The sequence below is a fragment of the Paenibacillus sp. J22FR5 genome (assembly GCF_059691975.1).
Genome location: NZ_JCAUAN010000017.1, coordinates 39,690 through 66,446 on the forward strand (window position 1 = coordinate 39,690; position 26,757 = coordinate 66,446).

Here is a 26,757-nt window from a genome sequence, read left to right on the forward strand (position 1 = left end):
CACCCGAAGATATGCATATATCTTTTATATCGGATAGAGGTTATAAAGTTATTAGCGATTATTTAGATAAATTAAGGATTGTTTCCGCAATACGTATATCAAGTTCTGTATCTATATCGATAGAGCGTTCTTTAGGCATTTGATAGGCAATTGTTTCGCTAGACAAGAAAGTCTTATTCAATAACAACCAATCCCATTTTGCAACATATACAGCCCCGTTTAATGCAACAAATGTCGGTAAATCTTGACGTCTTAAATTTACATCCTTATCCGTAAATATTGGTGTCATTTGATAGTTATTTTCTATTGAGAACATCCAATATGGACTTTTCTCAGTCTCAGAAACCGACACACAGGCATTTGAATTACTGGATATACATAATTCGATCGACTCGTCAATATCACTTGCACTGCGTAACGGAGATGTAGGTTGAAGTAACACAATATAATCATATTCCTTAAGTTTTTGTAACGTATAAATGACGGGGGCCATCCCAGACGTATCATCTCTTGCAAGTTCAGCAGGTCTTATGAAGGGAACTTCACATCCCCAACGCTGGGCAACATCAATAATTTCAGGATCTTCTGACGATAATACAATCCTATCAATATATTTTGACTTTTTGGCAGCTTCAATCGTCCAAGCGATTAATGGTTTTCCGGCGAGTTCTCTAATGTTCTTACGAGGAACGCCCTTAGAGCCTCCTCTAGCTGGGATTATTGCCAAAACCGTGCAGCCCTTTATCATAAGAACCTCTCTTTGAATTCATCATTTGCACGATTGAAATCATCCATACGCCCAATATCAATCCAGTACTCACGGATGGGGAAAACGGAGGTTTCCATTCTTTTGGAAATCGCTTCCTCAAATAAACTAGGCATATCAAAAAACATCATTTTAGGAACTAGATTCAACATCTCTGGATTTAGAACATAAATACCGCCATTCACAAAAAATTGTTGTATTGGCTTCTCTACAATTCTCATTAATTGATGGTTATCCACCTCGACAACGCCATACGGAACCTGATACTCGTATTCTCTTACACACATGGTAGCTTGAGCGTTCGTATCGGTATGGAATTCAAGGAGTTGTTGGAAATTCACTTTTGTCAGCAGATCACCATTCATAACGATGATTGGCTCGCTCGGCACTTCCTCAATTAAACTTAGTGCTCCCGCAGTGCCAAGTCTCATATTTTCATAAATGTATTTGATTTCGACTCCCCACTTAGACCCGTCACCAAAATAATCTCTAATCATATCTGCTCGATAGTTTACAGATAAGTAGAAGCGATGAAATCCATGCTCAATGAAATTGTCTAGAATTGTTTCAAGAATTGGTTTGGTTCCAACTTTAAGTAAAGGCTTCGGGCAGTCGTCTGTCATAGGACTTAATCGTGAACCGAGACCTCCAGCCATAAGAACAATCCAATTATTCTTCTTCCTGGATTGAATTAATTGCTCTAGTAGCTCAATCTTTACAACGCGACCACTGTTGTCTAGAACGGGAATGTGTCGTAAAGCTCTCAATTTCATTTTAGTAAGTATGGTTTCTTTGCTTTCATTGACATTCGCCGTGATTGGCGATGATTGCATGACAAGATGGACAGGCGATGCTAAAGAAATCCCTTTTAATATCCCCCTACGAATATCTCCGTCTGTCACAGTTCCTTGGAGCTTATTGTCCGCATCAACTACGAGCGCAATTTGCAAGGCACCTTTATCAATAATTTCAAGAGAACTTAATATGGACGTGTCTGCATTGATTAATATTTCTCTCCAATTTTTCATCTATGCACTTCCTTTGCTGGGACTCCCACGTATGTACGGTGAGCTGGCACATCACTTAAAACCACCGCTCCAGCTCCGATAACAGAAAACTCATGAAGACTAACTTGCTGAATTATCGTTGCACCAGTCCCAATGTGGACACCATCGCCTACTTTGATACCACCAGACAATGTAACACCAGGTGCTACATGAACATGAGAGCCAACAACGCAATCGTGATCTACAGATGATCGTGTATTAATGATTGAATTCTCACCAATCTGTGTACCCGTTTGAATAATTGCTCCTGCCATGACTTGTACGCCTTCACCAAAGATAACATCAGAAGCAAGAATAGCCGAGGGATGAATAACTGGTATAAACGAATAACCTTTCGATTTAAAGGATTCATATATTTTTTGACGTAAATGTGTTGAACCTATGGAGCCCAGTGCATTTACTAATCTAATTTCTGATGGATCGTAATTATGAATAATGTAGTCATTCCCCAAACAAGGGATTCCTCGAAATGTGGTCAATTGGACCCGTGGATCTACATCCGTGAATCCCATAATATGATGAGATTGTAGGAGAAGAGAATCAATTAACACCCTCGAATGACCTCCGCCTCCTATCACAATAATAGGAAGTGTCATAACTGAACCTTATCATCTATCGAATAGTTTCGAGTCGCAGCTTTGCCAAGGTACTCCCAGAGATAGATCGGTGATACCCCGTCACCTGGGCGCTTAATTGTTAGGTTTTGTTCCGTAAATAGCTCACCTTGAGCAATTTCTCTCGCCGCTACAATACTTTTTCTAGCAATAGCACGATTAGCCAACTCTGATGGTACTGGACTTTTTCTTGGATGTCCTATCGCCTGCTCCACCTGTCTAATCGATTGAACCATCTGCTTTAACTCGTTTGGCTCTAAGGATGCTTGGTGATCTGGCCCTGGGAGGGATCTATCCAGTGTAAAATGTTTTTCAACCACAGCAGCACCTCTTGCTACGGCAGCAATGGTTATAGCGATACCTTCTGTGTGGTCGGAATAGCCAATGGGCAATTGAAATGTATGCTTTAACGTATCCATAACAAGAAGATTAACATCTTCATACGGTGCGGGATACTCCGTTGTGCAATGGAGAATTGTAACTTTCTCCTGCAGCAATTGCTGCCCTTCAGCTGAGACATACGCTTCTTGAAAAGAAGCTATTGAAGGTAGACGTGTGGCATCCCGATTCATAAATCCGAAGGCTAGGACACCCAGAGCCGTTTCAACCTCGCCAATGGTACTCATCCCTGTTGAAAGAATAATCGAAGCACCTGACTGTGCAGCTCTTAGGATAAGCGGTGCATTCGTTATTTCTCCTGATGGCAGCTTCAACATAGTGAGTCCCAAAGTTTGCACAAGTAAATCAACACTCTCAAGGTCAAATGGGGTTGATAAGAAATCTATCTTCTTTTGTTTACAATGATCAATGAGTGTCTGATGATCCTCTGCGCTTAGCTCCAGTTTCTTTAACATCTCGTATTGAGATTCAACTGCGTCCGTGTTTATTTGTTGATATTCGGCTTTAGGGGCTGATTTTGTAACAATGTTACTCGCTTTAAAGGTTTGAAATTTAACCGCATTTGCGCCTGCTTCAGAAGCTGCATTCACCAGCTCGATAGCCATAGCCAACGAGCCATTATGATTGACACCAGCTTCGGCAATGATGTAAGTTGGTTTCATCGAACATTCCCACTCCTTTAGCCGCGTCTCAAAACATATCGTGAAACCTTTTAACTAGTATGTCACCTAAGTCGGCATTCTTTAATTGATCTTTTATTTGAATGGAAGGCACACCCTCATCATAGGGCGTTTTCACACTTTGTAGGATTTGCTTAAATTCCGGAGAAAGTGCCTGTCTAATCGCCTTAATAATATTTTCTTTATGATTATCACAGTCTATAACTGATGCAGCTTTAAGTCGCCCGGATTGGCGAGAACCAATGTTTACAGTAGCTTTCTTAAATGAGGGAACCTCGATGAGACCACTAGAAGAATTCCCTATAACAACATCACATTGTTGAATCATACTTAAATAATTGACCTGCCCTAATGAGGCGAAAACTTTAACTCGATCTGGGTATTGATTTGCATACCGCTCGATATGATCGATAATGATTTGGCCCTCGGAATCTGAGTTTGGCTTTGTAATAATAACTGTAGCCTCGGGGAACGCTTCTAAAGCCTCTATTAACTGTGTGATTGCCAGCTCCGTCGTACCTTCTTTAACTGTCGTTGGATGGAAGGTAACTAAGAAGGCAGGAGTCCCTAATGAGCATTGCAAAATACCTTCCAGCTCTTCACGTTTTTTTAAAGGTAACCGCCTCATATTCTCAATGCCTAGTGCTCCAAAGTTAAATACACGTTCAGGCTGTTCACCTAATTGAATAACTCTATTGCGATAGGTGTCTGCTGCAACAAAATGCAAGTGAGACATTTTTGTAATCGCATGACGAATGGACTCGTCAATAGCTCCCTCCGTAATTTCACCACCATGCAGATGAGCAATAGGTATTCGAGCAATCATCGCCGCTTGGGCCGCTGCTAAGGCTTCCGTTCGATCTCCAAGAATAACGAGCATATCAGGCTGTAACCTTTTGAAAGCGTCAGCAAAGCCAATGGTAGCTAATCCTACAGACTTTGTTACTGCGCATGGCGTGTCACTTAACAGCAAGATTTCCAGCTTCTCATGGATTTCAAATCCGTCTTGTTCGATTTCCTTGTAGGTAAGTCCGAATTGTTGGGATAAATGCATACCAGTCGCTATGACCTGAAGCTCTAGCTCCGAATCTGACTGAATCTCCTTCATCAACCCCTGAAGTAATCCATAATCTGCACGTGTTCCAGTTACCACACATATAACCCGCTTACTGCTCATAGGTCTCCCCTAAACGAACACTGCTTGGAATATTCACAACTCTTCTACTCAAACTTTCAGCAACGCTCAAATCCATTTTGGGGCAATCCTTATACATATCCAGTTTATTTATTAATGTCCAAATAGGTCTTGTCATAATTCCTTGTTCATTCGTTAACTCGAGCAAGTTATCGCGTTGATCGGTCACTGCTTCATCGAGCAAAAGGACATTAAGCCAGTAATTACTTGAAGCGAAATCGGCTTCCTTAAAGCAAGCGATGCCTTCCATCGTTTCAAAAGCAGCGTGATACTGTTTCGCAAGCATTCGTTTACTATGAATAAATTGTGGGATTTGCTCTAATTGTGCACAACCAATAGCAGCATTAATATTCGGCATCCGATAGTTATAACCAATATGATCGTGAACAAACTCCCATTTATGTGGAACCTTGGCCGTTGTCGTCAAATGCTTAAGTTGCTTAGCTAGAGATGCATTGTTTGTCGTAATGGCACCGCCACCGCCAGTGGTCATAATCTTATTCCCATTAAAACTAAAAGCCGCAAGCTCTCCCCAGTTCCCAACATGCTTGTCTTTATAGTAGCTGCCCAGAGATTCTGCTGCATCTTCCACGAGTACTAAGTTAAACTGATGGCAGACTGCGAGGAGTGGCTCTAGATCAACCGGATGACCAAATGTGTGCATCGCAACCACAGCTTTCATTCGTCTTCCTGTATGCTTATTGTAGCAATACTCACCGCGGATCTCAGCAATCTCCACAAGATAGTCTTTCAGCTTAAAAGGGTCAACCCCCATTGTTCTATACTCACTATCTATAAAATGTGGAACAGCACCGCAATAAGCAATTGCATTCACAGTTGCAATAAAGGTTAATGCCGGTACGAGAATTTCATCTCCTGGCTTCACATTTAGAACTAGCAAAGAAACATGAAGTGCGGCTGTTCCATTCACAACAGCCACCGCGTGCTTGGCGCCTGTAAACTCGGCGAGCTTCTGTTCAAACTGATCAACATACTTACCAACAGAAGAAACCCAGCCAGTATCTAAGCACTCTTTCACATATGTCCATTCATTACCGCTAAATTTGGGTTCATGCAGAGCATTGAACCCGCCGGACGGTAGACATTCTTTCAGCTTATTTACGACTTCAATCACACTAAATTCATTTCTCATATATTATAAATTCCCGATTTATACATTTTGATGTTCTCTTCCTTCGTAAACCAATCAATCGTTTGACGAAGTCCATTCCTTAGGCCTTCACGTCCCTCATATTGCGGCTTCCAGCCTAACAGCGTTGAAGCTTTACCGTTGTCGGCCCATAGTCTTTCTACTTCACTTTTCGTTGGGCGCAATCGATCCTGATCGGTCACAATCTCCACTTGAGCACCCATCAGATCAGCTATTATCTCCACAGTTTCACCAATGGATATTTCATAGTTGCTTCCGATGTTAATCACTTCGCCCACAGAGCGTTCTGATTCCATGACGGAAATAAAACCACGCACCGTGTCTTCCACATAATTAAAATCCCTCGTTGGATGAATAGCCCCTAGTTGGATCTCTCGCTTCCCTGATTGAATCTGTGTAATGACAGTTGGAATAACCGCTCTCGCCGACTGACGAGGTCCATAGGTATTGAAGGGTCTAATCACGGAAACTGGCGTTTGGAAAGAGGAGTAGAACGACATCGCAATCTGGTCTGCGCCAATCTTAGAGGCTGAATACGGCGATTGCCCTTGTAAAGGATGTTCTTCTGTAATAGGTACGAACTTGGCTGTTCCGTATACTTCACTTGTAGAGGTATGAACCACCTTTGAAATACCGAGTTCTCTTGCCGCTTGTACGACATTAAGTGTACCTTTGACGTTGGTATCAATATAAGTATCAGGAGAGTGGTACGAATAGGGAATAGCAATTAAAGCTGCAAGGTGAAGAACCACATCACAGCCTTTCATTGCTTCTTTAACTCCGTAAGGATCTCGAATGTCTCCTGAGAAAATTTCGATATTTTCTTGAATCTCCTTGGGTGCGTAGTCTAGCCATCCCCAAGTATTAAAGGAGTTATAGAGAACGAAAGCCTTTACTTTATATCCAGCTTTCACCAAAGCTTCAGTTAGATGAGAGCCTATGAATCCATCTGCACCAGTAACAAGAATTTTTTTAGTCATATCATCATCACTCCGTTGGTCTGAGCCTTAATATATAATCTTGAATCGCTTCAAATATAGGAGTTATCGTTTTCATATCCACTTGACACCCATACATAAACTTCCCAAAATGCTGCATAATCAATTCTGCTTTGGCCACAAAGTCATTCTCAAACTTAATTTTGCCTAGATTTTTGATTAGCAATTCTTCCTGAACCCTGTTCATAGGTTTAATGAAAGTACTATAAAATTGGTTAGCTGTTATTTTCATAAATAGCTTATCGAACTTAGGGAATAGTTCACCTAAGCGTTTCTTATCTTTATGTTCTTTGCAACGATTCATATCGTTAAAGAAGCTCGTCGCTTGGTTATAATACTTATACAGCTGTTCATACTCTCTTTTCATTTCGGTCGCTTGTTTTTGAGCATAGGAGATATCATAACTATACCCGTTGTCATGAACATACCACTGTGGATCGACAACTCGCTCTTTAAATCGTGTATGTATCACATCTTCAAGGGACATAAACGTGGTATGCTCAATCTTCGCTCCACCTTGTGTTGTATTAATGACTTCCATGCCTGGACGTAATTTCAGGGTAGCTTCGATTTGATTCTTCATAATCAAATAACTCTGATTGGATTCTATTTGTTCACCATCAACGCTTTCAACGAGAACGGCATCTCTTCGGTCAGCTGGCAGCACATCTGCTTGCTCTCTAATCACCAAGGCTCCAGTGGAATAAAGCATATTGTTCCTGAAAGCCAGGTTCTGCCCTACTAGAATAACTAAATTAGACTGTAAAAGAAACAGTAACTGAAGCGCAATGACTGAAATCGTACCTGCATCATGCACAGCTTCTAAAACAGGTTTGCTTTTTTCTTGTAGGTAGAATGGTGCGATCGGATCTTGGTTCGTAAGCATGTGTAGTTTAGGACCATTGAAGTATTTAAGCACTTCAAACCCTACGCTACTGCCAAAGATAAGTGGAATGTTTGTAATCTCCAATTCATTCAGCTTTTCAAATACCTTTTGGTTCATTTGCGTGGGGTCATACGTACAAGCTGCGTCAGGATAAATATCATGATTAAGCAGGGCATTAATTGATGTACCCACTGAGAATATATAAGCTAAGCCATGTTCTTTGATGTATTTAAGATGCTCTATCTCATCTTGTAGAGATGGACCCGCAGCAACGATTATGACAGGTTTTCCTTTGAAAATATCCTTCTTCTCTAACAAAATGTTCGGTGTTTTTATCGTTTCTTCAAAGTTAATTAAACTATTGAAGATCCAACGCTTTTCATAACTCATATTGACTTGCAGCGTTGTTTTCTTTTGTGAAAGTAATTCTTTAAACAAGGAAGAAAACTGTTGAAACTTCTCCACAAATATTTTTTCATAACTAGGCAATTGTACTAACAGCATTTCTTCATGCATTTCTTCAACAAGACGTTTTAATGAAGACTCCGCACTCGCCATACTCGTTTCCAAAATTAGATTCTTACATTGTGCAGGAAGCTTGGGAAGTGAAATGCGAGATAAAAAAGCCTCGAATAATTCAGGAACAGGTTCATATAAGGTAAAAGGAATGCCTGGATATTTAATCATGAAAGCTTCTATATGATAGCCAAGGCCTACACCATAAAAAAAGACATGCTTGTATTGCTCAACATTCTCAAATTGTTGAATGAATTGAACGGCCTCATCTTTGGGATTATATTTACTGTGTAAAAACAAAGATTTACCCTGATGTTCGATTACTACGGTAGAATCTCCACTTCTGGATGGGAGAACGTCAAAAGAAACACCATCCGTTCTTTGCTTCAATTCTTGCAGTTGGTTCCATACAGGAGTGAACCTATTCTTAAGAAATACGATGTTATCAGCTGAGATCATGACGTAGTACCTCATTATCAATAGTAGTTGTTACAGTAACTAGTAACTGATCTAGGATTGAAACAATTTCATACTTCAAAATATCCCCCGTTAAAACCAAATCTCCATTCTTCAAAGCATCTTCCAAGTTAGAAAGTTCTTCTTGAAGTGATTTGGATATGTCTATATACGCTGTCGAATTATGATATTGATTTTTGGTTTGTATCACTTCAATATTTTGCGTCACCCACGAAAGTCCTTCGAAAAGCTGCGTCAACTTATCCCAGCTTTCTTTCGTAGCCCCTTGATAGAATTCATCTGCTAGCTTGGTTACCTCTGGTAGAGCTCCCTCTAGATATTGCTGCATAGTAAGGACAGATTCATCCAACAACTGCTTCAATGTTTGAACCTTTACGTTAACTTCTTGTATCCCTTGAATATGTTCGATCATATATTCTTGAAATCCTTCAAAAACCTCGACACCATCAATTTCCATAAGTTCAAGGTATACTTCATTTTCGTTCAGAATATCTTCTATTTGGTTCAAACTAGACTCAATAGAGCTTATATCGTTAGGGTAAGAAATCGATTGATCTAATATCGTAATAATCACAAAGTAGCCCCCAGTTATGCAATAATAATGAATTTAGTATTATTATCGGCATAAGCAGAGGCTTTTATTAGATAGAAAAAACCCTCGAACAATAAAGTTCGAGGGTTTTCGACAAGAACGTTAGAATTAACGAAGCAATTGAAGAACGCCTTGTGGTTGTTGATTTGCTTGAGCCAACATAGCTTGAGCAGCTTGGGAAAGGATGTTGTTCTTCGTAAAGTCCATCATTTCTTTCGCCATATCAACGTCACGAATACGGGATTCAGCACCTGTCAAGTTCTCAGAAGCTGTTTGCAAGTTGTTGATTGTGTGCTCAAGACGGTTTTGTACAGCACCCATTTTGGAACGTTGTGCAGATACCGTTTTGATTGCATTATCAATGGAATCAATAGCTTGGGAAGCTCCGTTAGCACTAGTAACATCTACACTGGAAATACCCAGAGCAGCCGAACGCATATCGCCTACAGCGAAACTAATCGTTTGACCACGGTTTGCACCGATTTGGAACGACATACCGCCGCCGCCTGCAGCTTCTGTTTGAGCAGAACTCAAGCCGAGGTCAGAAAGACCTGTTTGACCTGGACGGTCAGCGAAGGAAACCGGACCAGATGGGCTGGCAACTTGGAATCTTCCATCGTTCGATACGGTTACAGATACATGCTCAAGGAAATTAGAATCTCCCGAAGTGTAACCATTAGCTGTGTTGTATGAATCAATCGAAGCATTAATACCAGATGCGATATGAGATGCACCGGAAGTCATAGGTGTAACACCGCCAGAAATACCGGAAATGTTAACAACAAGATTGATATTGCCAATCTTCATGTCCCCAGATAGAGCCGCACCAGCTGGAATGTCAGCGCCAGCGTAATAAGTTTTTCCGCTTGTAACTGTACCAGTGGTTGTCATAGTATCAAGGACTCCACCACCACCACCGCCGCCAGAAACCGCAATTCTAGCACCGTCGCCTTTTTTAGAACTTTCCAAGATTAAATGGCCACTAGAACTTGCGTACCCAGTGATATGTCCTACATTGACGCCAGCTTTATCAATGGCTTCATTGATTTTGTTAACAATCAGGTCAGCAGCGGCTTTTTGAGTGGCTTTGCTAGCTGTTACACCAGACAACACGTTCCTCTCAGCCGTTGTTAATGTAGACCAATCAACAGTAACATGAGTGCCGTCAATGTCAATACCTTCTCCACTAAACAGCGCCGGTTGGACACCAGACATCGAAGCCGTACCGGACATTTTAGCACCGCTCAACTTAGCAACAACTGCACCAGTTGTAACGTTTTGAGCAATGCTACCGCCAGCTGCACCTTTAAGAGCACCATTCAACAATTTTTGAGTATTGAACTCAGTTGAATTACCGATACGGTCGATCTCTGATTTCAGTTGACCAACTTCTTCTTGCAGAGCAGAACGATCTTCAGCTGTGTTCGTTCCGTTAGCGGATTGGTCAGCCAATTCGCGCATACGTTGAAGGATGGAGTGAGTTTCGTTCAATGCACCCTCAGCTGTTTGAATCAAGGAGATACCATCTTGAGCATTCTTGGAAGCCATATCCAAACCGCGGATTTGAGCTCTCATTTTCTCGGAGATTGCTAGACCAGCTGCATCATCACCAGCGCGGTTGATGCGAAGACCGGAAGACAATTTCTCAAGGGATTTGCTTGCTGCTGCTGTGTTACCCGTCAATTGACGGTGTGTGTTCGCTGCTGCGATATTGTGATTAATTCTCATTTGTTTTCTTCCTCCTGAAGGTTCGTTTGATCCACATCCATGTGGATTTAATTGTAGGCTGCAAGCGGGTCGGCCGCCCTGCTTGAAGACCCATTGATATATATATCGTCCTAGCGATTCCCAAAGTTTATAGCTATAATAAAAAAAATGTCGACCAGAGGTCGACATTTTGATTTATTTGGGTCTATTGATTAGTTTGCTTAGGTTCAGAGGACTAATCTTACTAGCAGTAGCTTCTTTATTGGACTCCTGGATGTGCTGATAGATCTCTTTGCGAAATACTTCAACATGCTTTGGAGCACTGATGCCAACACGAATCGTATCACCTTCACTACCAAGAATAACGATCTCGATGTTATCTCCGATCATAATGGATTCGCCTTTTTTTCTAGCCAAAACAAGCATGCTCCTCACCCCTCCACTTGCGTTGTTTCACTCAACACAATTTCATGTTTGACGTTATAATCAGAGTCATGCAGAATAATTTGCTTGGCTTCATTCGTCTTTATATTCCAAATAATCGGTGCCAATAGGTTCAATGTGATTTTCGTATAATCATTATTTACTGTAACGACAGACCATACCAGTACATCATCGGGCTTCTCGATCTTCAACTCGTCCTGCACGACTTCAGGCAGACTGATATCATAATCCCCAAAGAAGTGAAATGGATCTGTAACGAGAAATGAAAGATCACCTTCCTGCACAGATTGAATATATGAGAAAGGAGCACTGTCCTCAGGCTGTACCAATGTAAACTGAGTTAGCTCTTCAAACCCTGGAACTCCTTGTGTGAAAGTGATGATATCAGTTTCTTGAACCTCTAGTTCGCCGAAAAATAGGGTCGAAATTTTCATGTGTCGCAGCTCCTTCAGTTGGAAGTATTCAAATAAAAAAAAGCCATAGAAATCATCTATAGCCTGATTATAACCCATTATGTTTTGAAATCAATTTGTGGCAACGAAATATCCACCTTAGGATATTGTCTCATATAAATATCGAGCTTTCCTCGATTGTAATCAATCTCAGGCTTGTTTACGCGTGCGTTGACATTGACTTTGCCGTCTGTAACGTTAATTTCTGCCTTATGAGCTGTATACGTAATATCCACATTGTCAAAAGATGCTTCACCGTAGTAATCAAGCTCTGGATGACTAACACTAAGATCCTTCGCGATCTCTGCAATCGCATTTCCACCTAGATGAATGGCAGCCATCCGGTTGCCATCTTCCACGCGCCTTGCAATGCCTTGCATCGCGATCTCATGACACTGCGAATAAATTCGGCTCAAAGCCGTAAGTATCGGTCCTTGACCAAGGGCATCCCATGCACGGCTCTGATCTATTTCAAGATCTCCTCGGGGCTGACGAATATCCTGCTTAGGCCGATCCACTTGCATTTCATAAGTAGGTCTTGGTTGTTTAATATCTTGCGTACCCAGATCAGCGTCTATCCCGATTAGAGCCGGTTGCTGGCTTATTTGTATTTGAGGAATACTTAGCAGTTCAACCGCCTCCTAATCGAGATAATTAGTGTAGGAAATCAACTAAAGTAGGGACAATTACTTTGGATCCTGCAGATAGAGAAGCCTGGTAGACGTTCTCTTCCATTTTCAAATTGGTAATAACCAATGACATGTCGGCATCTTCCGTCTTTGATTGCAGACTTTGCAAGTTAATACCAACATCTTTCAAACGATCCTCCGCAAGCTGGACGCGATTCGTTTTGGCACCAATATCTGCCCTTGCTCCTAGGACTCCGCTCATCCGCTGATCCATAAGCTCAATAGACTTCTGAATACTCGGCTGATCTCCCGCTTTCAATGCATTAGATAGATCCTTCAAAATCTGAAAGGCATTATTCGCATTACCAGATTTACCGAAGACTTGTTCAGCCGTTTTGTTCATCGCAATTTGAACGCCAGCACCGATTTCGAACTTAATCTCTCCGTTATCCGTCACAGCGGTAGCTGCATTATCTGGATCAGGGAACGGAGCTTTATCTGTGATTTGACCATTGAAAACAAACTTCCCGTTGAACTGACTATTACCAATATTTGTCATTTGATTATAAAGTTGATCAATTTCTGTTTTCATCGCATCCATTGACTCTTCCGAGTTAGTGCCATTCGCAGCTGTTACAGCAAGCTCACGAGCTCTTTGCATAACGTTTCCTGTTTGATCCAGCATCGTATCCGTGTAATCCAAGAACGAAACCGTCGCATCGACGTTCCTTTGATATTGATCGTTCGCACCAAGCTCACTGCGATAGCGCATAGAGAAGCTGATTCCTACTGGATCATCAGAAGGCTTATTAATTCTACGACCTGTCGATAATTCGTCTTGAAGCTTATCCATCCGTGTTAAATTTCCGTTCAAATTACGCAGCAACTGCGTATTCAGCATGCCTTGCGTGACGCGAAGTGCCATTGCCTTTCCACCCCATATTTCTTGTTATGTTTGTTTGAACTATCTGCCTACGACGCCCATAGAGTTAATAACTTTATCAAGCATTTCATCGAATGTGGTTAAGGAACGTGCTGCCGCGTTATAGGCATGCTGATACTTAATCATATCGGCCATTTCTTCATCTAGAGATACACCGCTAACAGATTGACGTCTTGAATCCACCTGATCAACAAGAATCTTCTGATTTGAAACTTGACGTTGAGCTTCCTGTGTTTGAACCCCAATTTCGGAGACCACAGCACGTAGGAACTCATCAAATGAACCACCATTCAGAATAACTTTGGTGACGCCAGAGCCGTCAAAATTAAATTTATCATTTTTAATTGCCGCAAGTTTGAGAGCTAGCTCATTATTACCTTTAACCACTTTCTCAACACCGCTGGCATCTATATATGTTCTAGAAGATGCAGCAATATTCTCCACATTATCCGTAATGTTTGCACTAACCTTCATCGTTTCAGCAGCCGTACTAAAGTCTGCAACAGGGGAGAAAAAATCCCCCCCCTTCGTTGGAGGGTCTTGCAGTGTGTATCCTTCTTTATGCGTAGTGTTCACCGCAGTTACAATGGTAGATACCATCGAATTCAGTTGATTCTTATACTCTGAAACATAGCGTTGATTCGAAAGCATCAGGCCATACAGCTCTCCGCTGTTCAAATCTGACGGATATGCCGCACTTGCTGTGGATCCATCGAATTCTGTCGCTTCACTTGCGACAACGAGATCTTGATTACCCATTTTCACCCGATAACCACCGGATTCCTCTTGAACGTTAACATTAATGACTTTGGACAATTCATCTACTAACAAGTCCCGTTGATCGCGAAGATCATTTGCATTATTACCAAGACCTTCAACACGGAAAATCTCATTATTCAGACCCGCAATTTGCTTTAGTGTCGTATTCACCTGTGTCACTTTGACAGTTATGTTGTCATTTAAATCGGAAGAAAGGTCATTCAGCTGCTTTGCTGCATGGTTAAAGGCATCTGTTACAGCTAAAGCGCTCTCCTTCACAACGGCTCTTGTCTCCAAGTTATCCGGTTGTTTACTAAGCTCTTGCCAGGAATTCCAAAAGTTATCCAGCACCTGGCGAAGACCTGTATCAGAGGGCTCATTAATGATCGCTTCCAGCTTCTCTAGTGAATCTTGTCGAACGGTCCATTCACCCAAGCTCTTGTTCTCATTTGCGTACTGCTTATCGAGAAAAGCCTCACGTATACGCTTTACTTCTGTAAACTCTACACCTTGCCCCATTTGTCCTGGGATGGTGGATCGGTTTAAATTCAGTGCTTCGATGGGCTCAGCCGCAACCATTTTGACAACCTGACGTGAAAAGCCTGGCGTATTGGCATTCGCTACGTTATGTCCAGCCGTAGTTAGTGCTGCTTGCTGTGTAAGGATCCCCCGCTTGGATATTTCAATTCCGCCGAAAGTTGATCTCATAGTTTCCCTCTCCTAGGCCCTACTGGGTATTCTGAATGTAAATCTATTCCTAGCCTCTACGATCGAACAGTCCTTGCCGATTGCCACTCTTGGGTTGATTCGGATTCTTATACACCACATCATCATCCGGTGGGCCAATAATGAGATCAAGCGAATAGTCCACGAACGCCAACGACTGCTCAATTAATTGCTGGTTAATCACGTTACTGGATTTTAATTCCTCTATGGTAACAAGCAGCTTTTGTTGTGCTTTCATAAGCGCTTGCTTCTCTTCAGCTTTAAAAATAACTTTAATCAAATCACTAACCGTGATCTTGGGATTGGGATTGTAGCCTCTCGAGATCAAATAAGAGCCAATGAATTGAATGCGTTGCTGATTCGCCTCTGATATCGTTCTAACCCACTTGTTCTCTCGATTTATTATCAGATTCAATTCACTAATATTGTTGCTAACAAGGACCTGCGTCTTTACCTTTGCGAGTTCAAGCAGTGCTTCATGCGCTCCTTGTAGTGTGTTCATCGTTTCCAATAAAGGCTGTATCGACATGATCGTCACCTGCTCTTATCTATTGTTTATACGGGGTTCTTTATTTCAAGTACGGCAGTATTTTCTCAGCAATTTTCCCTGCATCTACATGGTAAGTCCCCGATGCCACAGAAGATTTCAATTGCTCGATTCGAAGGGTTTGCTCTTCCGTACGACTTCCTTGAGCACCTAGCAGTTCCTTTGCATGGGCTGAGATTTCAACCTGATCCTTCGCTTTACCTTTCTTGCTAGCAGCTTGCGCGAAAGCGGCATCTCCTGATTTCTTATACGGATTCACTGCGCCAATGCGCCCATTATCATTAATTTTCATACCGATACACTCCTATATTCTCCGACCTAAAAAATAAAATGCCGATAATCGTTAGAACTATTATCGGCATCTTCTATATGAAACTTTATATCTCTAAACGCCTATTTCGAAATTAGTAACGATCCCGCAACCGTTCTTGAATATTAAAGCTGACCTTCCCATCCTGTGCAATCTGATCCTGTCTCCGCCGATCATCTTCCGAACTATTCCTTACATCCTTCACAAGCTTAGCACGACATGTCTCACATATCGTATTCTCACGAATCGCTGTTCCACATACCTCACAGGAGTATGACATATTCGGTGCGTGCATAATCGAAATACGCCCTTCACGAATAAACTTGGTGATTTGCTTAACAGAAACGCCCGTTTCTTCGCTTAGTTCATGTATGTTGACTCCCTTATTTTTGCGCAGGTAGTTCAGGCATTTCTCATATTGCTGCTCCAGATCCTTCATGCAATTCGGGCAGAACTCTGCAAAGCCTTTCACAAATATTTTCCCACAACGCGAACAATTCGCCACATTCATACTCATTGTATGGCCTCCTTATTAGTATTCCCAGTTCCCACTTTTTAATTCCAGTTTACCGCAATTCGACAGCATTTGCCTATTACTATTTTTATTAAAATAAGACTTCACCACTTTCACCTTGCCCAGGTGAGTCCATAAATTTCGACAGATATCGACATCTGCTCTCTTATCGCCATCGCACATTGATTCATCGTACTCCCTGTTGTGTACACATCGTCTACGATATAAATGATAACCGCCGACCCCAGTGCAGCCACTTCACGCTGATTCAATGCATCGAATTCAAACACATGCGCAAGATCGTCGATCCTCTCATTTCGCTTTTTAAAGCTCTGTTTATCCGTATGCTTAGAACGATTGAGCAAGCGTACGACCGGGAGGTTCACCCGCCGACCTAATTCGATGGCCATTTGCTCAGCTTGATTGAACCCCCTCTCCTGCATACGGCGTTCGCTTACAGGTACGTAAGTGATGAACTCCCTCACTTGATCCGTTCCCACTGGCTGCGATACCTTCCTCTCCAACTGCAGTAACTGAAAAGAATGAACCAGCATATGGCCGAGAACTGCCTTCAGGCGTTCGTCCCCTCGATACTTATACCTCGCCAGAAGCTCTTTCATCGTTTCGTCATATCTGACCGCACTACGGCTTCTAGAAAAATGAGTATGCGGCTTCCGCCGACAATCCGGACAGTACTCTCCTCGTCCACACGATGGACAAACCACCTTGCGAATCCACGGAATCTGTGTGTAGCACGCGTGACAAAGGCCAAGCTCACTACGTTCAAGGCTGCTTAGTTGTTTGCATAATAAACAAGCCTCTCTCTTAGTTCCTAGCAGCGAAAATAACGCAACACTTACTTCCTTCCACCACCCGCTCATGTAACTCCTCCTTGCAGAAAACCGTGTTTACGCGCAATCCGATTCATTGTACGTATCTGTCGAACTGTTTCTTTCTGTGATTTCGTTATTTCGGCAGCGGCAAAATACACCTTCCCATGCGGGTCATCCTTCGATCTTCCTGCGCGCCCCGCCATCTGGACGAGCGCAGCTTCATCGAATAACTTCGAATCCGCATCCAAAATAAAAACATCAGACTGGGGCACCGTTACCCCTCGTTCAAGAATGGTCGTCGTGACGAGGATACGAATCTCTCGATTACGAAAAAGCTGAACCTTCTCGGTACGCGATGCGTCTTTGGAGGAAGTTCCCTCCACACGAACAGCTGCCTTGTCCCCTTTTAACTTACTTCTTAATAACTCTACCATCGGTTCTACGAGCTGGATATTCGGAACGAAAACAAAAACTTGAGCACCACGTTCAATGGAAACTTCTAACCGGGATTTAATCGGAAGTGGAATGGTTTGTGAAGCGATGAACTTCCTTAATGTAGGGGTAGTCATCAACTGAGGGACAGGCAGGGGATGTTTGTGAAAGCGTACGGGTACGCGAACATGCGGTAGACGCCCGCGCTCAGCGGCTCGCCTAATCAGATCAGGTGGTGTTGCCGACAGCAGGATATTCGTCCCGCTGGGCTTACATACTTTCGCTGCAGCATAGCTAAGCATCGGGTTGTTATGATACGGGAAGGCATCGATTTCATCGATGATAACGAGGTCAAAAGCTTGATGGAATCGCAACAACTGATGCGTTGTTGCGATCGTAATTTGTCCTTGCTCCCAGCGCTGCTCGCTTCCTCCATACAGCGTGACCACGCTGTAGCTAGCGAACGCCCGCTGGATGCGGGGCTGAAGCTCTAACACCACGTCCTTACGTGGTGTCGCAATGAGGACCCGCCCGCCACGAGCGGCGGTGTAGTGAATGAACGGGAAGATCATCTCCGTCTTCCCGGCGCCGGTGACGGCCCAGATGAGGAACTTACGGGGACTGGGTTGATTGCTCTGGATATAGGTCAGACCCTCAAGCGACGCCTTAGTCTGAGCATCACTAAGTCCCCAAGGTTCGATGTACGCTTTTAAATCGTCATCATCAACCCACTCAGCTACAATGTCACCTGATCCTCCTTGTACGAGCAAAGAACAGGAACGAACCCTCCCCATCGTGAGACACTCCTCACAATAAGGGCAGGCTTGTCCGCAGGACAAGCACTCCGACCAGAACATTTGCTCTGCCCCGCTTCCACAACGCTTGCATGTGTAGTCCGAAACCCTCCTGAACCAACGTCTCCAATCACGCTGTTCCTTAACGCATAAGCCGTTCGTGAGCGTCACATCGCCGTTGAGGTGGGCGAGTTGAAGATAGGCTGGCCACATAGCCTCCATCCCTACTAACTCTCCACCAGACACTTCTATTAACTGCTGAAGCTCTTCGACCAGCAGGGCACGTCCTCTGCAAGCTTCAACGAGCTTCATATATACGCTCGAAAACAGCTCAACGCTGCGAGAATTCTCGCTCCGCCAACGGGTATATTCAATTATGTCCGACCGCATCTCAGCAGTAATCGACAGTCCACACTCAGTTGCTTCTCTCTTTATCAGCGCAAGCAAACATCCCACACTGTCCTTGCATTCCCCTACAACAGGCCTCTTCCTCAACCCTTCAAGCAGCCGTATCCCTTGCCCTAACGAAATAAAAGGTTCGAACAATACGAGGCCGGCGTCGGCTGCGTAGTGCTCGAACCAATATTGGATATCTGTCTGGGCGTGTACGGTAAATTGCCATTCCCATACATTTCCTTTGCGAACGGCATAGATCTGAACCTTCATTCCTCACCGTACTCTCTTCATAACATAAGTATTTGAATGCGTATACCCTCAGATAACAGGAATCTTTACAAGATCCTCCCTATTACTGAGATGAACAAGTACAACCGGATCTTCGTCATGCTGACTCAGAAAACGATCAACGGCATCGTAATCGGACTGAAAACGCAGATCCAATGCATACGTTTGGGATAAACGCTCAATAATCTCTCTCGTATCGTCGGACGAACCCTCATCAATGATCGTTGCCTTGACCTGGTTGCCTTTTACACGCGAAAAGAAAAATAACGAGCGAATAACCCACTCAATCTGATTTTGATTATTTTTGGTAACAAGTAAAATAGTCGCCGGTTTCTTCTTAATCCCCTTACGGGCACCGAATAAGAGATGCAACATGACAATGCTCACGCCATAGCAACCGAAGATACAGAGCAATCCAATCCACATAGCGGGTCCCTCCCTTACCTGCAGTGTATGCGGCAGAGCAAAGGGGGGTTCCTATTAGCATGGAAAGGGAGCAGTGTGAATTACAACGTTACCCAACCATTCTTAATTGCTATAATTACCGCTTGTGTACGGTCATCTACTTCCATCTTTTGAAGAATACTACTCACGTGGTTTTTCACCGTTTTCTCACTGATATAGAGGAACTCACCAATCAGCTTATTGCTTTTGCCTTCTGCCATAAGACGAAGCACTTCTGCTTCCCTTTTGGTTAATGGGCTGTTCGCATTATGTATGTATTTCAGTCCGGAATCCTTAACGCCTGTGCCCGTTCCAACCACACCAACGTCGTCCAGATATGTCATACGTCTTAGTTGATTAATAAGCTTACCTGTAACCTTGGGATGAATGTAAGCATGTCCTGCAACGACAGATCGAATCGCATTAATAAGCGACTCCGCTTCCATATCCTTCAGCAAATAGCCTGAAGCGCCTTTACGCAGCGTCTCAAAAACATAACTCTCATCATCATGAATGGAGAGAATGATGACTTTAATATCAGGAAAGATCAGTTTTAACCGTTCTGTTGCAATCACACCGTTCTCAAGGGGCATATTAATGTCCATGAGCACAATGTCTGGCGTAATTTGATTACACAGCTCAATGACTTGAATGCCATCGCCACACTCACCGATAACTTCCATATCATCTTCCATATTAATGATTCGTTTAACACCTTCACGAAAAAGCTGATGATCGTCTGCAATGACAATATGCACATTGCGATTATGACTCGCCGTGTTGTCCATTCTGATTTTCCTCCTTGTTCTCTCCAACGCCGCCGATAGGGATGAGCATCGTAATTTTTGTTCCTGAATCTTTCTCGGACTCTAGAACCATCGTACCTTCTAGCAGCTCCACACGCTCTCGCATTCCCAGTAAACCAAAGTTATTCCCCTTGGCTATTCTTTGTTCTGTTAGCGGTACATCAAAGCCAATTCCGTTATCTACAACGTAGATTTGTACTTGATCCGGTTCCAGCGTGAGTTCAACAGACAAGAAGGTGGCTTTGGCATGTTTGTTTACATTCGATAAAGCTTCCTGCACCAATCGGAAAATCGCAATTTCTAGCCCGGAAGGTATGCGAGTCTCTTTCCCAACCAAGTTGAATTGTGTGTGGATTCGATATTTGTCTTCGAAGTCCTGAACGTATTTCCGTAATGTAGGCACAATCCCCAGATCATCGAGCGCCATTGGCCGGAGGTTGAAGATGATCTTACGAACCTCTTCAAGGCCATTTCTGACTTGTCCCTTTAAATCGACCAATTCATCTTTCACAGCCGAAATATCTTCCTTCACGAGCATGCGTTGGGCAATTTCAGTCCGAAGCACCACGTTCGCCAAGGTTTGAGCCATGCCATCATGAATTTCTCTTGCAATGCGTTTCCGCTCTTCCTCCTGGGCCAAAATAATCTTTAACCCCAGCAGTTGTCGATTCTTTGCAGATTCGAGTATACGTGTTAACTGATTGAGATCCCCTGATAAGTATTCTAAGGCAACATTCATCTGAGAGACAATTGTCTCAGCGCGTTCTACCTGCTTGTCTACATTTTTCATGCGAACCTGCAGGTCATTGCGGCGGATCTTGAGATTATTCTCTTTTTCCCGCGCAACGGTTAGCTGTAATTGAAAAGCGATAGCGGCTTCATAAGCAATCTTGATATCTTCTTCACGATACTTGTTGAAATCACGACTGACTTCTGTGAGTCGGATCCGCGACCTCTTGTATTCTTTCTCTAACATATCCACGAGATCAATCGTAACACCCGTCTCATGCTTAATGTCATTGAGCTCCCGAGCAAGTGACTCTTTCTCTAAGCGTGATGACTCAGCAATTTCAAACAATTGATACTTGCTGCTTTCCATGACGTTAATGGCGTTGGTAATGACCTTGTCTATAGCGTCTGGTTGCACATGAAACGAGCTCCTTTTAATAAAACCTTATAATAGTAAGTTGTCTACCCCATATTGTAGCATAGTTCTTCCTGTTTGCCGTGTACTTCTAGTACTATTTATTCAATAGAAATTCCGTAATTCTGGGGATCCCAGCCTACTTTGAAGCCTAATCGCTCAGAAATGAGCCGTAATGGGACCATGGTCACATTATTCATGATAGCCGGCGACACCTCTGCCGTGACTCGTTCGCCATTTACAAGCAGATCAGCTTGATCAATCCACAGGTCAATTAGCTTATCACCACGAATAACAGTTACTTTACGCTCTTTGTCGTCCCACTTCACAGTACCACCCAAAGCTTCTGTCACGAACCGAATGGGTACCAACGTGTTATCCTTCACGATCGTCGGCGATTGCTCTAACGTCATCGAATTACTATTCAAAGTTGCTTGCTTTTTATTTACGGTGAGCTTAATTGTATTTTTCGGTAGTGCTGGCAGTTGGCCTTTATAGATGAATGAAATATCGTCAATATTAATTTTCCCTTTAGCCGCTCTTTCATCCTGCCCGTTAGCGGGATTTGCGACATAAATGCTTTTTATCACAATGGGAGACTTCAGATCGGATACATCCGCCGTCACCTTGCGCCAGCCTGTCCAGTTCATATTTTCTGTAAAACTCACATAATTCAGCTTGCCGTCCCCATCGATCACTTCTGCACGAACCCAGTTGAAGCTGCCATCTCCTAGGACTTTAGCTGTAATAAACTCAGGTTCGCCCTCTATTGGAGCGCCATTCCCATTATTAAACCTCGCGTACGCGGCTTTCGTACCAAGTCCTTTTGTGAAATCATAGGCGATTTCCAAGTTCTTGTTGCCGTTGTTCTGTGCGATATTGACTGTAGAAACAACCTCTGCCGGGTACTTATCCCCTGTTGTCATCACAGCAAATTTATCTAAATCGTACCACACTTTCTCCTGTCCCACAGGCAGTGTGACCATTGTGCTATATCCGTCGTAGCGTGCAATGACCTGAGCAGTCTGCGCCCCCGCAGTACTATCTACGTGTAGCACACCATTGGTGATCGTTCCTTTAACTCCGCTAAGCTCCCAAGTGGCCGATGCCGCGGGTAATTCGCGCGTTGCACCACTTCGTGTTGTAACGGTTATTGGCAGCTTGAAGTCGCCACCCTCCGTCAATGAGAAAGACCCCGATTTAAAAGCCATCGACGTAATCTGATCACGTCCGACAACTTCCACATCCATCGTTGCGGAACCTTTGCCTGATTTGGCAACAATCTGTGTTTTCCCAGGCATAGTCGGTGTATAAACGTTATCCTTGAACGAACCATTGGCCATCGTGGTGCTCCATTGTGGAACAATACCAGTAATCGAAATCGGATTATAATAATCATCATAAGCTTTAAATTGATAAGTGCTGGATTCATTCATGAATAATAAAGATGGCCCTTTTAAAATAAGTCCCTTCAACTCACCCTTCGGTGCTGTAGTGTACACACCCAATCCATTTGCAACGGCACGTTGATTGCCATTCTGCGTTTTGTTTACAAGCTTCGGATCCACATCGCCAAGCGGCCTAGACACCATTTGTGTCGAACCACCACCATCGAGTACCATTCCCCTCCAAACACCCGCATCAATCATGAATTGCTGCAGTTCTGGGAGTGTCATCCCCGCACTATCTCCGCTGCGATCCGATGTAATAATATAAGCTTTCTTCAGATCCTTCGAGTAACCAACAGCTGTCCGAGAAAGGGGACTATATCCGTTAAAATCATTAATGTTCCGCGTAAAATAGCTCGGCTTCGCATCATCTACCAACAATGTGCTGCCACCGATGAGCATTTTGAAGTTTTTCCAATCATACGTCTTGGAAGCATCGTGTGGAATCATGTCATATTTGGTCGTAATCTTATCCCCAACCTTGAGATGTTTCACGATAAACTCTCTAGCTAATCCCGAGCCTCTGAGGATATATCCATCTGCAGGAGCCGCCATTTTCACATTCGTATCGATCTGTATTTCTTTAACGATATCATTCTGGATGAGTGCCTCTGTAGGCACGTGTGTGCCGTCAACAGCGCGCTGTGTCATCGCCCAAGCACTTGTGTAGAGGAAAAGGCCATCCGCGATCATCGGTACATCATTATCATCCCAGTAGAACGTTTTGTTCACACCGCCAAGTTCGAACGATGTTCCATCCTTTGCCGTTACCTTACCCTGAAAATCAAAAATATCAATAATCGGCTGATTCGTCTTCGTAATAGCAAAAGAGTACAAACCCGAAATCTTCGCTGGCGTCGCCATTACCTGGCCATTCGTGATCTGAGCACCCTCTGGCACGCCTTCCGCCTGTGTATTATAGAAGTCTCCATTCACCCCAGCCACAGCACCCGTGTCCTTCACCATGCCGAGCACACTCTGATTCTTCGTGAACTGGTTATTCGTTCCTGCCATGGCGTCTATCTTCACGTTCGGGTTCGTCAGATCAACTTCGATCACATTGGCGTTCACCGAGACTTCCTTATTGCTACGTGTTGTTGTCCATACGTAATTTTTCATGATTGCGCCTGATGTAATCGTCTCTTGCGAGCCCAGCGTCAGCTTCGTGCCTGCCGCGTTCACCGTTGTTCCCGCCACCAGCTGCCACACCAAAGCGCAAGCCAGCGCAGCTACTCCTACTTGCCTCTGTACCTTCATGTTGCCGTTCCACTCCTCTTTTTTCATCTAAGTCTAGTATCTATCATTTAAGCGATAACTATATAGACTCTTAAACTATGGAAAAAGTTACGATTTCCCCCATGTTGTATTCATATGTCAGTAAATAGCACCCGTACGAGCGCAAACTAAAAAAGAGCATAACCCGATCAGGGTCTGCTCTCTGCTTGAGATGCTCATATACTATAATCAAATTATTTTCTTTAATTTAGCCTCTTGTTCAATCGAACGCGCTGAGAGAAGCTCAATAATTCGGTGTTGTTGTTCTTGAACAACTTCCAATCGCTTCACGATTTCATTGGTTTCCAGCACCGCTTGTTTGATTTGGCCTTGTTCTAACTCTAGTCTGTCTAATCTCTCTATGACTGGTGACAATTCTGCCTTAATTATTCCGGTAAGTGCTTCTTTCAAATCGCTATCCAACTTATCGCGCTCCCTTCGTATACCAACACAGAACTTATCTTATGTCATCATAACATAATTCCCTATGTAATAGCATTAGATGACATATACAGATATTAACACGCAAGATCACAATTGTAAATAGATATATTACTTTTGTAAATAGTTGGCTAAATACCAAAAAAGCCGCCCACAAAGGACGGCTTCTCTCTATATGCTAATGCTTAAGTTCTAATGCTTGAATTCTTAATGTTTCCGCTTTATCTGTACGCTCCCAAGGAACATCTAGATCGTTACGACCGAAGTGGCCGTAAGCCGCTGTTTGACGGTAGATAGGACGACGAAGATCAAGCTCTTTAATGATACCCGCTGGGCGAAGGTCAAAGTTATTGTGAATTAGCTCAACAAGCTTCTCTTCACTCACTTTAGCCGTTCCGAATGTATCCACAGCAATGGACACTGGACGAGCAACACCAATCGCATAAGCCAATTGAACTTCACATTTCTCAGCCAGACCAGCTGCTACGATATTCTTCGCAACATAACGCGCCGCGTAAGCACCGGAACGGTCAACTTTTGTCGGATCCTTACCGGAGAATGCGCCGCCGCCATGACGAGCATATCCGCCGTACGTATCAACGATAATTTTACGACCAGTCAAACCTGCATCCCCTTGAGGTCCACCGATAACGAAACGGCCTGTTGGGTTGATGAAATAGTTCGTATTCTCATCTAACAAGTGAGCTGGAACGATTGGAATAATAACATGCTCTTTAATATCTTTTTGAATTTGCTCCAAAGTTGTATTCTCATCGTGCTGTGTGGATACAACAATCGCATCTACACGTACTGGCTTATCGTCGATATACTCAACAGTTACTTGTGTTTTACCATCAGGACGCAGGTATGGAAGAGTTCCATTCTTACGAACTTCTGTCAAACGACGAGCCAATTGGTGAGAAATCGAGATAGGAAGAGGCATAAGCTCAGGCGTCTCGTTAACTGCGAATCCGAACATCAAACCTTGGTCACCAGCACCAATTGCTTCGATTTCTTCATCAGACATCGAACCTTCTCTTGCTTCTAGGGCTCTATCAACACCTTGTGCAATATCAGGAGATTGTTCGTTCAAGGAAACAAGAACCGCACATGTTTGGGAGTCAAAACCATATTTCGCGCGCGTGTACCCAATATCCTTAATTGTTTGTCTAGCGATCGCTTGAATATCTACATATTCAGACTTCGAAGTGATTTCACCAATCACTAATACCAAACCAGTTGCTACAGATACCTCACATGCTACACGAGCATTCGGATCATTGGCAAGAAATGCATCCAATACCGAGTCAGAAATTTGGTCACAAATTTTATCTGGATGACCTTCTGTTACGGATTCGGATGTAAATAAACGACGTCCACGTACTTGCGCCATATCATTCATCCTCCTACTTAATCATTAGTATGTTTGAAAAGCTTTTACTCGATGCCTCTATAATAAAAATAAATTGGGCCCGGCTTTAGCGGCAGCTTTTCACGCCAAACGGAATCCCTCTTTTGCGCTCATGCGCTGTAAGGTTGAATGAATTCCGCAAAAAAAAATGAACCTTTTCCGATAGGAAAAGGTTAAATAAAAGATTGACCTTCAATTAATTATCTTACTTCATTTGTTGTCTAGTGTCAATTCATCTTTGGGTAAACCCATTCAGAATCCTTTCAGAAATCTTTCAGATTTCTTTCACTAATTATTCATCATTTTTTTATAAAATATAAAAATCCGTTATTCACATTAAAGACTAAAAAGGGTTTCCTCTGCTCTTTGGATCAGACGTTGCGTAATTCGGCCGCCAACTGCCCCTGCATCCCTGGAAGATATGTGCCCCCAGTAGTCTTCTTTAACTGAAGATGAAGGAATAGAACCTAATTCTGTTGCAAACTCGGTGTCAGCGCTAAGCGACATCTGCTTTCCTACGGGTAAGCCTAGTTCAGCTGCAATTTCATACTTAAGAATATCCAACGCCTTTTTGGATTCCGGAACCACTTTACTTCTAGCCATAACCAAACGCCTCCTCAGAGTTTAAGTTGTGATCATGTACTCGATAAGTA

General features: G+C 43.2%; 27 protein-coding genes. All 27 read right to left on the reverse strand.

Translation table 11 applies throughout. The features are described from left to right. Nucleotides 1-58: 58 nt before the first annotated feature. The 27 genes from AC58P7_RS20380 to AC58P7_RS20510 all read right to left on the reverse strand — a co-directional run bounded on the left by AC58P7_RS20380 (nt 59) and on the right by AC58P7_RS20510 (nt 26,707). Nucleotides 59-748: an acylneuraminate cytidylyltransferase family protein gene (locus AC58P7_RS20380; RefSeq protein WP_497346076.1), complete on the reverse strand. Its 690-nt coding sequence runs from the start codon at nt 746-748 to the stop codon at nt 59-61. Further along, the gene (locus AC58P7_RS20385) at nt 745-1,794 is read right to left on the reverse strand and encodes a nucleotidyltransferase family protein (protein WP_497346078.1); all 1,050 of its coding nucleotides are present in this window, start codon (nt 1,792-1,794) and stop codon (nt 745-747) included. The genes AC58P7_RS20380 and AC58P7_RS20385 overlap by 4 nt, the downstream gene beginning before the upstream one ends. Further along, a complete protein-coding gene (locus AC58P7_RS20390; protein WP_497346080.1) occupies nt 1,791-2,429 on the reverse strand; it encodes an acetyltransferase in 639 nt (212 codons plus the stop codon). Before AC58P7_RS20390 ends, AC58P7_RS20385 begins: the two co-directional genes overlap by 4 nt. Further along, on the reverse strand, nt 2,426-3,508 hold the full coding sequence (gene neuB, locus AC58P7_RS20395) for an N-acetylneuraminate synthase (RefSeq protein ID WP_497346082.1): 1,083 nt from the start codon (nt 3,506-3,508) through the stop codon (nt 2,426-2,428). The genes AC58P7_RS20390 and neuB overlap by 4 nt, the downstream gene beginning before the upstream one ends. 28 nt (nt 3,509-3,536) lie before the next feature. Next, nucleotides 3,537-4,703, reverse strand: a complete 1,167-nt coding sequence (neuC, locus tag AC58P7_RS20400; protein WP_497346084.1) for a UDP-N-acetylglucosamine 2-epimerase — start codon at nt 4,701-4,703, stop codon at nt 3,537-3,539. After that, the gene (locus AC58P7_RS20405; protein ID WP_497346086.1) at nt 4,693-5,874 is read right to left on the reverse strand and encodes a LegC family aminotransferase; all 1,182 of its coding nucleotides are present in this window, start codon (nt 5,872-5,874) and stop codon (nt 4,693-4,695) included. The genes neuC and AC58P7_RS20405 overlap by 11 nt, the downstream gene beginning before the upstream one ends. Continuing rightward, nucleotides 5,871-6,872, reverse strand: coding sequence for an NAD-dependent 4,6-dehydratase LegB (locus tag AC58P7_RS20410; protein ID WP_497346088.1), 1,002 nt, complete (start codon nt 6,870-6,872; stop codon nt 5,871-5,873). The genes AC58P7_RS20405 and AC58P7_RS20410 overlap by 4 nt, the downstream gene beginning before the upstream one ends. Nucleotides 6,873-6,879: 7 nt before the next feature. Next, nucleotides 6,880-8,751, reverse strand: a complete 1,872-nt coding sequence (locus tag AC58P7_RS20415; protein WP_497346090.1) for a motility associated factor glycosyltransferase family protein — start codon at nt 8,749-8,751, stop codon at nt 6,880-6,882. Next, entirely contained in the window at nt 8,738-9,343 is a 606-nt protein-coding gene (locus AC58P7_RS20420) for a DUF8042 domain-containing protein (RefSeq protein WP_497346092.1), read from the reverse strand. Before AC58P7_RS20420 ends, AC58P7_RS20415 begins: the two co-directional genes overlap by 14 nt. A 126-nt stretch (nt 9,344-9,469) precedes the next feature. Further along, nucleotides 9,470-11,089, reverse strand: coding sequence for a flagellin N-terminal helical domain-containing protein (locus AC58P7_RS20425; RefSeq protein ID WP_497346094.1), 1,620 nt, complete (start codon nt 11,087-11,089; stop codon nt 9,470-9,472). A 174-nt stretch (nt 11,090-11,263) separates the two neighbouring features. Beyond that, the gene (gene csrA / locus AC58P7_RS20430; protein ID WP_497346096.1) at nt 11,264-11,494 is read right to left on the reverse strand and encodes a carbon storage regulator CsrA; all 231 of its coding nucleotides are present in this window, start codon (nt 11,492-11,494) and stop codon (nt 11,264-11,266) included. 5 nt (nt 11,495-11,499) lie between these two features. Beyond that, nucleotides 11,500-11,946, reverse strand: a complete 447-nt coding sequence (gene fliW / locus AC58P7_RS20435; protein WP_497346098.1) for a flagellar assembly protein FliW — start codon at nt 11,944-11,946, stop codon at nt 11,500-11,502. A gap of 77 nt (nt 11,947-12,023) precedes the next feature. Beyond that, nucleotides 12,024-12,593: a DUF6470 family protein gene (locus AC58P7_RS20440; protein ID WP_497346230.1), complete on the reverse strand. Its 570-nt coding sequence runs from the start codon at nt 12,591-12,593 to the stop codon at nt 12,024-12,026. 25 nt (nt 12,594-12,618) lie between these two features. Beyond that, entirely contained in the window at nt 12,619-13,518 is a 900-nt protein-coding gene (gene flgL / locus AC58P7_RS20445; protein ID WP_497346100.1) for a flagellar hook-associated protein FlgL, read from the reverse strand. Between the two features lie 39 nt (nt 13,519-13,557). Then, nucleotides 13,558-15,003: a flagellar hook-associated protein FlgK gene (gene flgK / locus AC58P7_RS20450; RefSeq protein WP_497346101.1), complete on the reverse strand. Its 1,446-nt coding sequence runs from the start codon at nt 15,001-15,003 to the stop codon at nt 13,558-13,560. A 49-nt stretch (nt 15,004-15,052) separates the two neighbouring features. After that, entirely contained in the window at nt 15,053-15,550 is a 498-nt protein-coding gene (locus AC58P7_RS20455; RefSeq protein ID WP_497346103.1) for a flagellar protein FlgN, read from the reverse strand. Nucleotides 15,551-15,590: 40 nt separating this feature from the next. After that, on the reverse strand, nt 15,591-15,860 hold the full coding sequence (gene flgM / locus AC58P7_RS20460; RefSeq protein ID WP_497346105.1) for a flagellar biosynthesis anti-sigma factor FlgM: 270 nt from the start codon (nt 15,858-15,860) through the stop codon (nt 15,591-15,593). A gap of 112 nt (nt 15,861-15,972) precedes the next feature. Next, the gene (locus AC58P7_RS20465) at nt 15,973-16,389 is read right to left on the reverse strand and encodes a flagellar protein (RefSeq protein WP_497346231.1); all 417 of its coding nucleotides are present in this window, start codon (nt 16,387-16,389) and stop codon (nt 15,973-15,975) included. A 116-nt stretch (nt 16,390-16,505) separates the two neighbouring features. After that, entirely contained in the window at nt 16,506-17,273 is a 768-nt protein-coding gene (locus AC58P7_RS20470; RefSeq protein WP_497346107.1) for a ComFC family protein, read from the reverse strand. Then, nucleotides 17,270-19,117, reverse strand: coding sequence for an ATP-dependent helicase ComFA (locus AC58P7_RS20475; protein WP_497346109.1), 1,848 nt, complete (start codon nt 19,115-19,117; stop codon nt 17,270-17,272). The genes AC58P7_RS20470 and AC58P7_RS20475 overlap by 4 nt, the downstream gene beginning before the upstream one ends. Nucleotides 19,118-19,165: 48 nt before the next feature. Continuing rightward, nucleotides 19,166-19,561: a hypothetical protein gene (locus AC58P7_RS20480; protein WP_497346110.1), complete on the reverse strand. Its 396-nt coding sequence runs from the start codon at nt 19,559-19,561 to the stop codon at nt 19,166-19,168. An 80-nt stretch (nt 19,562-19,641) separates the two neighbouring features. Further along, nucleotides 19,642-20,367, reverse strand: a complete 726-nt coding sequence (locus AC58P7_RS20485; RefSeq protein ID WP_497346112.1) for a response regulator — start codon at nt 20,365-20,367, stop codon at nt 19,642-19,644. Continuing rightward, nucleotides 20,345-21,532, reverse strand: coding sequence for a sensor histidine kinase (locus tag AC58P7_RS20490; RefSeq protein WP_497346114.1), 1,188 nt, complete (start codon nt 21,530-21,532; stop codon nt 20,345-20,347). The genes AC58P7_RS20485 and AC58P7_RS20490 overlap by 23 nt, the downstream gene beginning before the upstream one ends. Before the next feature lie 98 nt (nt 21,533-21,630). Next, a complete protein-coding gene (locus tag AC58P7_RS20495) occupies nt 21,631-24,234 on the reverse strand; it encodes a stalk domain-containing protein (protein WP_497346116.1) in 2,604 nt (867 codons plus the stop codon). 207 nt (nt 24,235-24,441) lie between these two features. Then, on the reverse strand, nt 24,442-24,675 hold the full coding sequence (locus AC58P7_RS20500) for a hypothetical protein (protein ID WP_497346117.1): 234 nt from the start codon (nt 24,673-24,675) through the stop codon (nt 24,442-24,444). Nucleotides 24,676-24,871: 196 nt separating this feature from the next. Further along, a complete protein-coding gene (metK, locus tag AC58P7_RS20505) occupies nt 24,872-26,086 on the reverse strand; it encodes a methionine adenosyltransferase (protein ID WP_497346119.1) in 1,215 nt (404 codons plus the stop codon). Between the two features lie 354 nt (nt 26,087-26,440). After that, the gene (locus AC58P7_RS20510; protein ID WP_497346121.1) at nt 26,441-26,707 is read right to left on the reverse strand and encodes an alpha/beta-type small acid-soluble spore protein; all 267 of its coding nucleotides are present in this window, start codon (nt 26,705-26,707) and stop codon (nt 26,441-26,443) included. Nucleotides 26,708-26,757 lie beyond the last annotated feature (50 nt).

What these genes read in the sequence shown, in the direction of transcription:
- AC58P7_RS20425 (WP_497346094.1), bottom strand. Translation starts at nt 11,089, where the DNA reads ATGAGAATTAATCACAATATCGCAGCAGCGAACACACACCGTCAATTG.
- AC58P7_RS20410 (WP_497346088.1), bottom strand. Translation starts at nt 6,872, where the DNA reads ATGACTAAAAAAATTCTTGTTACTGGTGCAGATGGATTCATAGGCTCT.
- flgL (WP_497346100.1), bottom strand. Translation starts at nt 13,518, where the DNA reads ATGGCACTTCGCGTCACGCAAGGCATGCTGAATACGCAGTTGCTGCGT.
- fliW (WP_497346098.1), bottom strand. Translation starts at nt 11,946, where the DNA reads ATGAAAATTTCGACCCTATTTTTCGGCGAACTAGAGGTTCAAGAAACT.
- AC58P7_RS20455 (WP_497346103.1), bottom strand. Translation starts at nt 15,550, where the DNA reads ATGTCGATACAGCCTTTATTGGAAACGATGAACACACTACAAGGAGCG.
- AC58P7_RS20385 (WP_497346078.1), bottom strand. Translation starts at nt 1,794, where the DNA reads ATGAAAAATTGGAGAGAAATATTAATCAATGCAGACACGTCCATATTA.
- AC58P7_RS20380 (WP_497346076.1), bottom strand. Translation starts at nt 748, where the DNA reads ATGATAAAGGGCTGCACGGTTTTGGCAATAATCCCAGCTAGAGGAGGC.
- AC58P7_RS20470 (WP_497346107.1), bottom strand. Translation starts at nt 17,273, where the DNA reads ATGAGCGGGTGGTGGAAGGAAGTAAGTGTTGCGTTATTTTCGCTGCTA.
- csrA (WP_497346096.1), bottom strand. Translation starts at nt 11,494, where the DNA reads ATGCTTGTTTTGGCTAGAAAAAAAGGCGAATCCATTATGATCGGAGAT.
- AC58P7_RS20510 (WP_497346121.1), bottom strand. Translation starts at nt 26,707, where the DNA reads ATGGCTAGAAGTAAAGTGGTTCCGGAATCCAAAAAGGCGTTGGATATT.
- AC58P7_RS20465 (WP_497346231.1), bottom strand. Translation starts at nt 16,389, where the DNA reads ATGAATGTGGCGAATTGTTCGCGTTGTGGGAAAATATTTGTGAAAGGC.
- neuC (WP_497346084.1), bottom strand. Translation starts at nt 4,703, where the DNA reads ATGAGCAGTAAGCGGGTTATATGTGTGGTAACTGGAACACGTGCAGAT.
- AC58P7_RS20390 (WP_497346080.1), bottom strand. Translation starts at nt 2,429, where the DNA reads ATGACACTTCCTATTATTGTGATAGGAGGCGGAGGTCATTCGAGGGTG.
- AC58P7_RS20405 (WP_497346086.1), bottom strand. Translation starts at nt 5,874, where the DNA reads ATGAGAAATGAATTTAGTGTGATTGAAGTCGTAAATAAGCTGAAAGAA.
- flgM (WP_497346105.1), bottom strand. Translation starts at nt 15,860, where the DNA reads ATGAAAATTAATGATAATGGGCGCATTGGCGCAGTGAATCCGTATAAG.
- neuB (WP_497346082.1), bottom strand. Translation starts at nt 3,508, where the DNA reads ATGAAACCAACTTACATCATTGCCGAAGCTGGTGTCAATCATAATGGC.
- metK (WP_497346119.1), bottom strand. Translation starts at nt 26,086, where the DNA reads ATGGCGCAAGTACGTGGACGTCGTTTATTTACATCCGAATCCGTAACA.
- AC58P7_RS20480 (WP_497346110.1), bottom strand. Translation starts at nt 19,561, where the DNA reads ATGTGGATTGGATTGCTCTGTATCTTCGGTTGCTATGGCGTGAGCATT.
- AC58P7_RS20415 (WP_497346090.1), bottom strand. Translation starts at nt 8,751, where the DNA reads ATGATCTCAGCTGATAACATCGTATTTCTTAAGAATAGGTTCACTCCT.
- flgK (WP_497346101.1), bottom strand. Translation starts at nt 15,003, where the DNA reads ATGAGATCAACTTTCGGCGGAATTGAAATATCCAAGCGGGGGATCCTT.
- AC58P7_RS20495 (WP_497346116.1), bottom strand. Translation starts at nt 24,234, where the DNA reads ATGAAGGTACAGAGGCAAGTAGGAGTAGCTGCGCTGGCTTGCGCTTTG.
- AC58P7_RS20485 (WP_497346112.1), bottom strand. Translation starts at nt 20,367, where the DNA reads ATGGACAACACGGCGAGTCATAATCGCAATGTGCATATTGTCATTGCA.
- AC58P7_RS20475 (WP_497346109.1), bottom strand. Translation starts at nt 19,117, where the DNA reads ATGAAGGTTCAGATCTATGCCGTTCGCAAAGGAAATGTATGGGAATGG.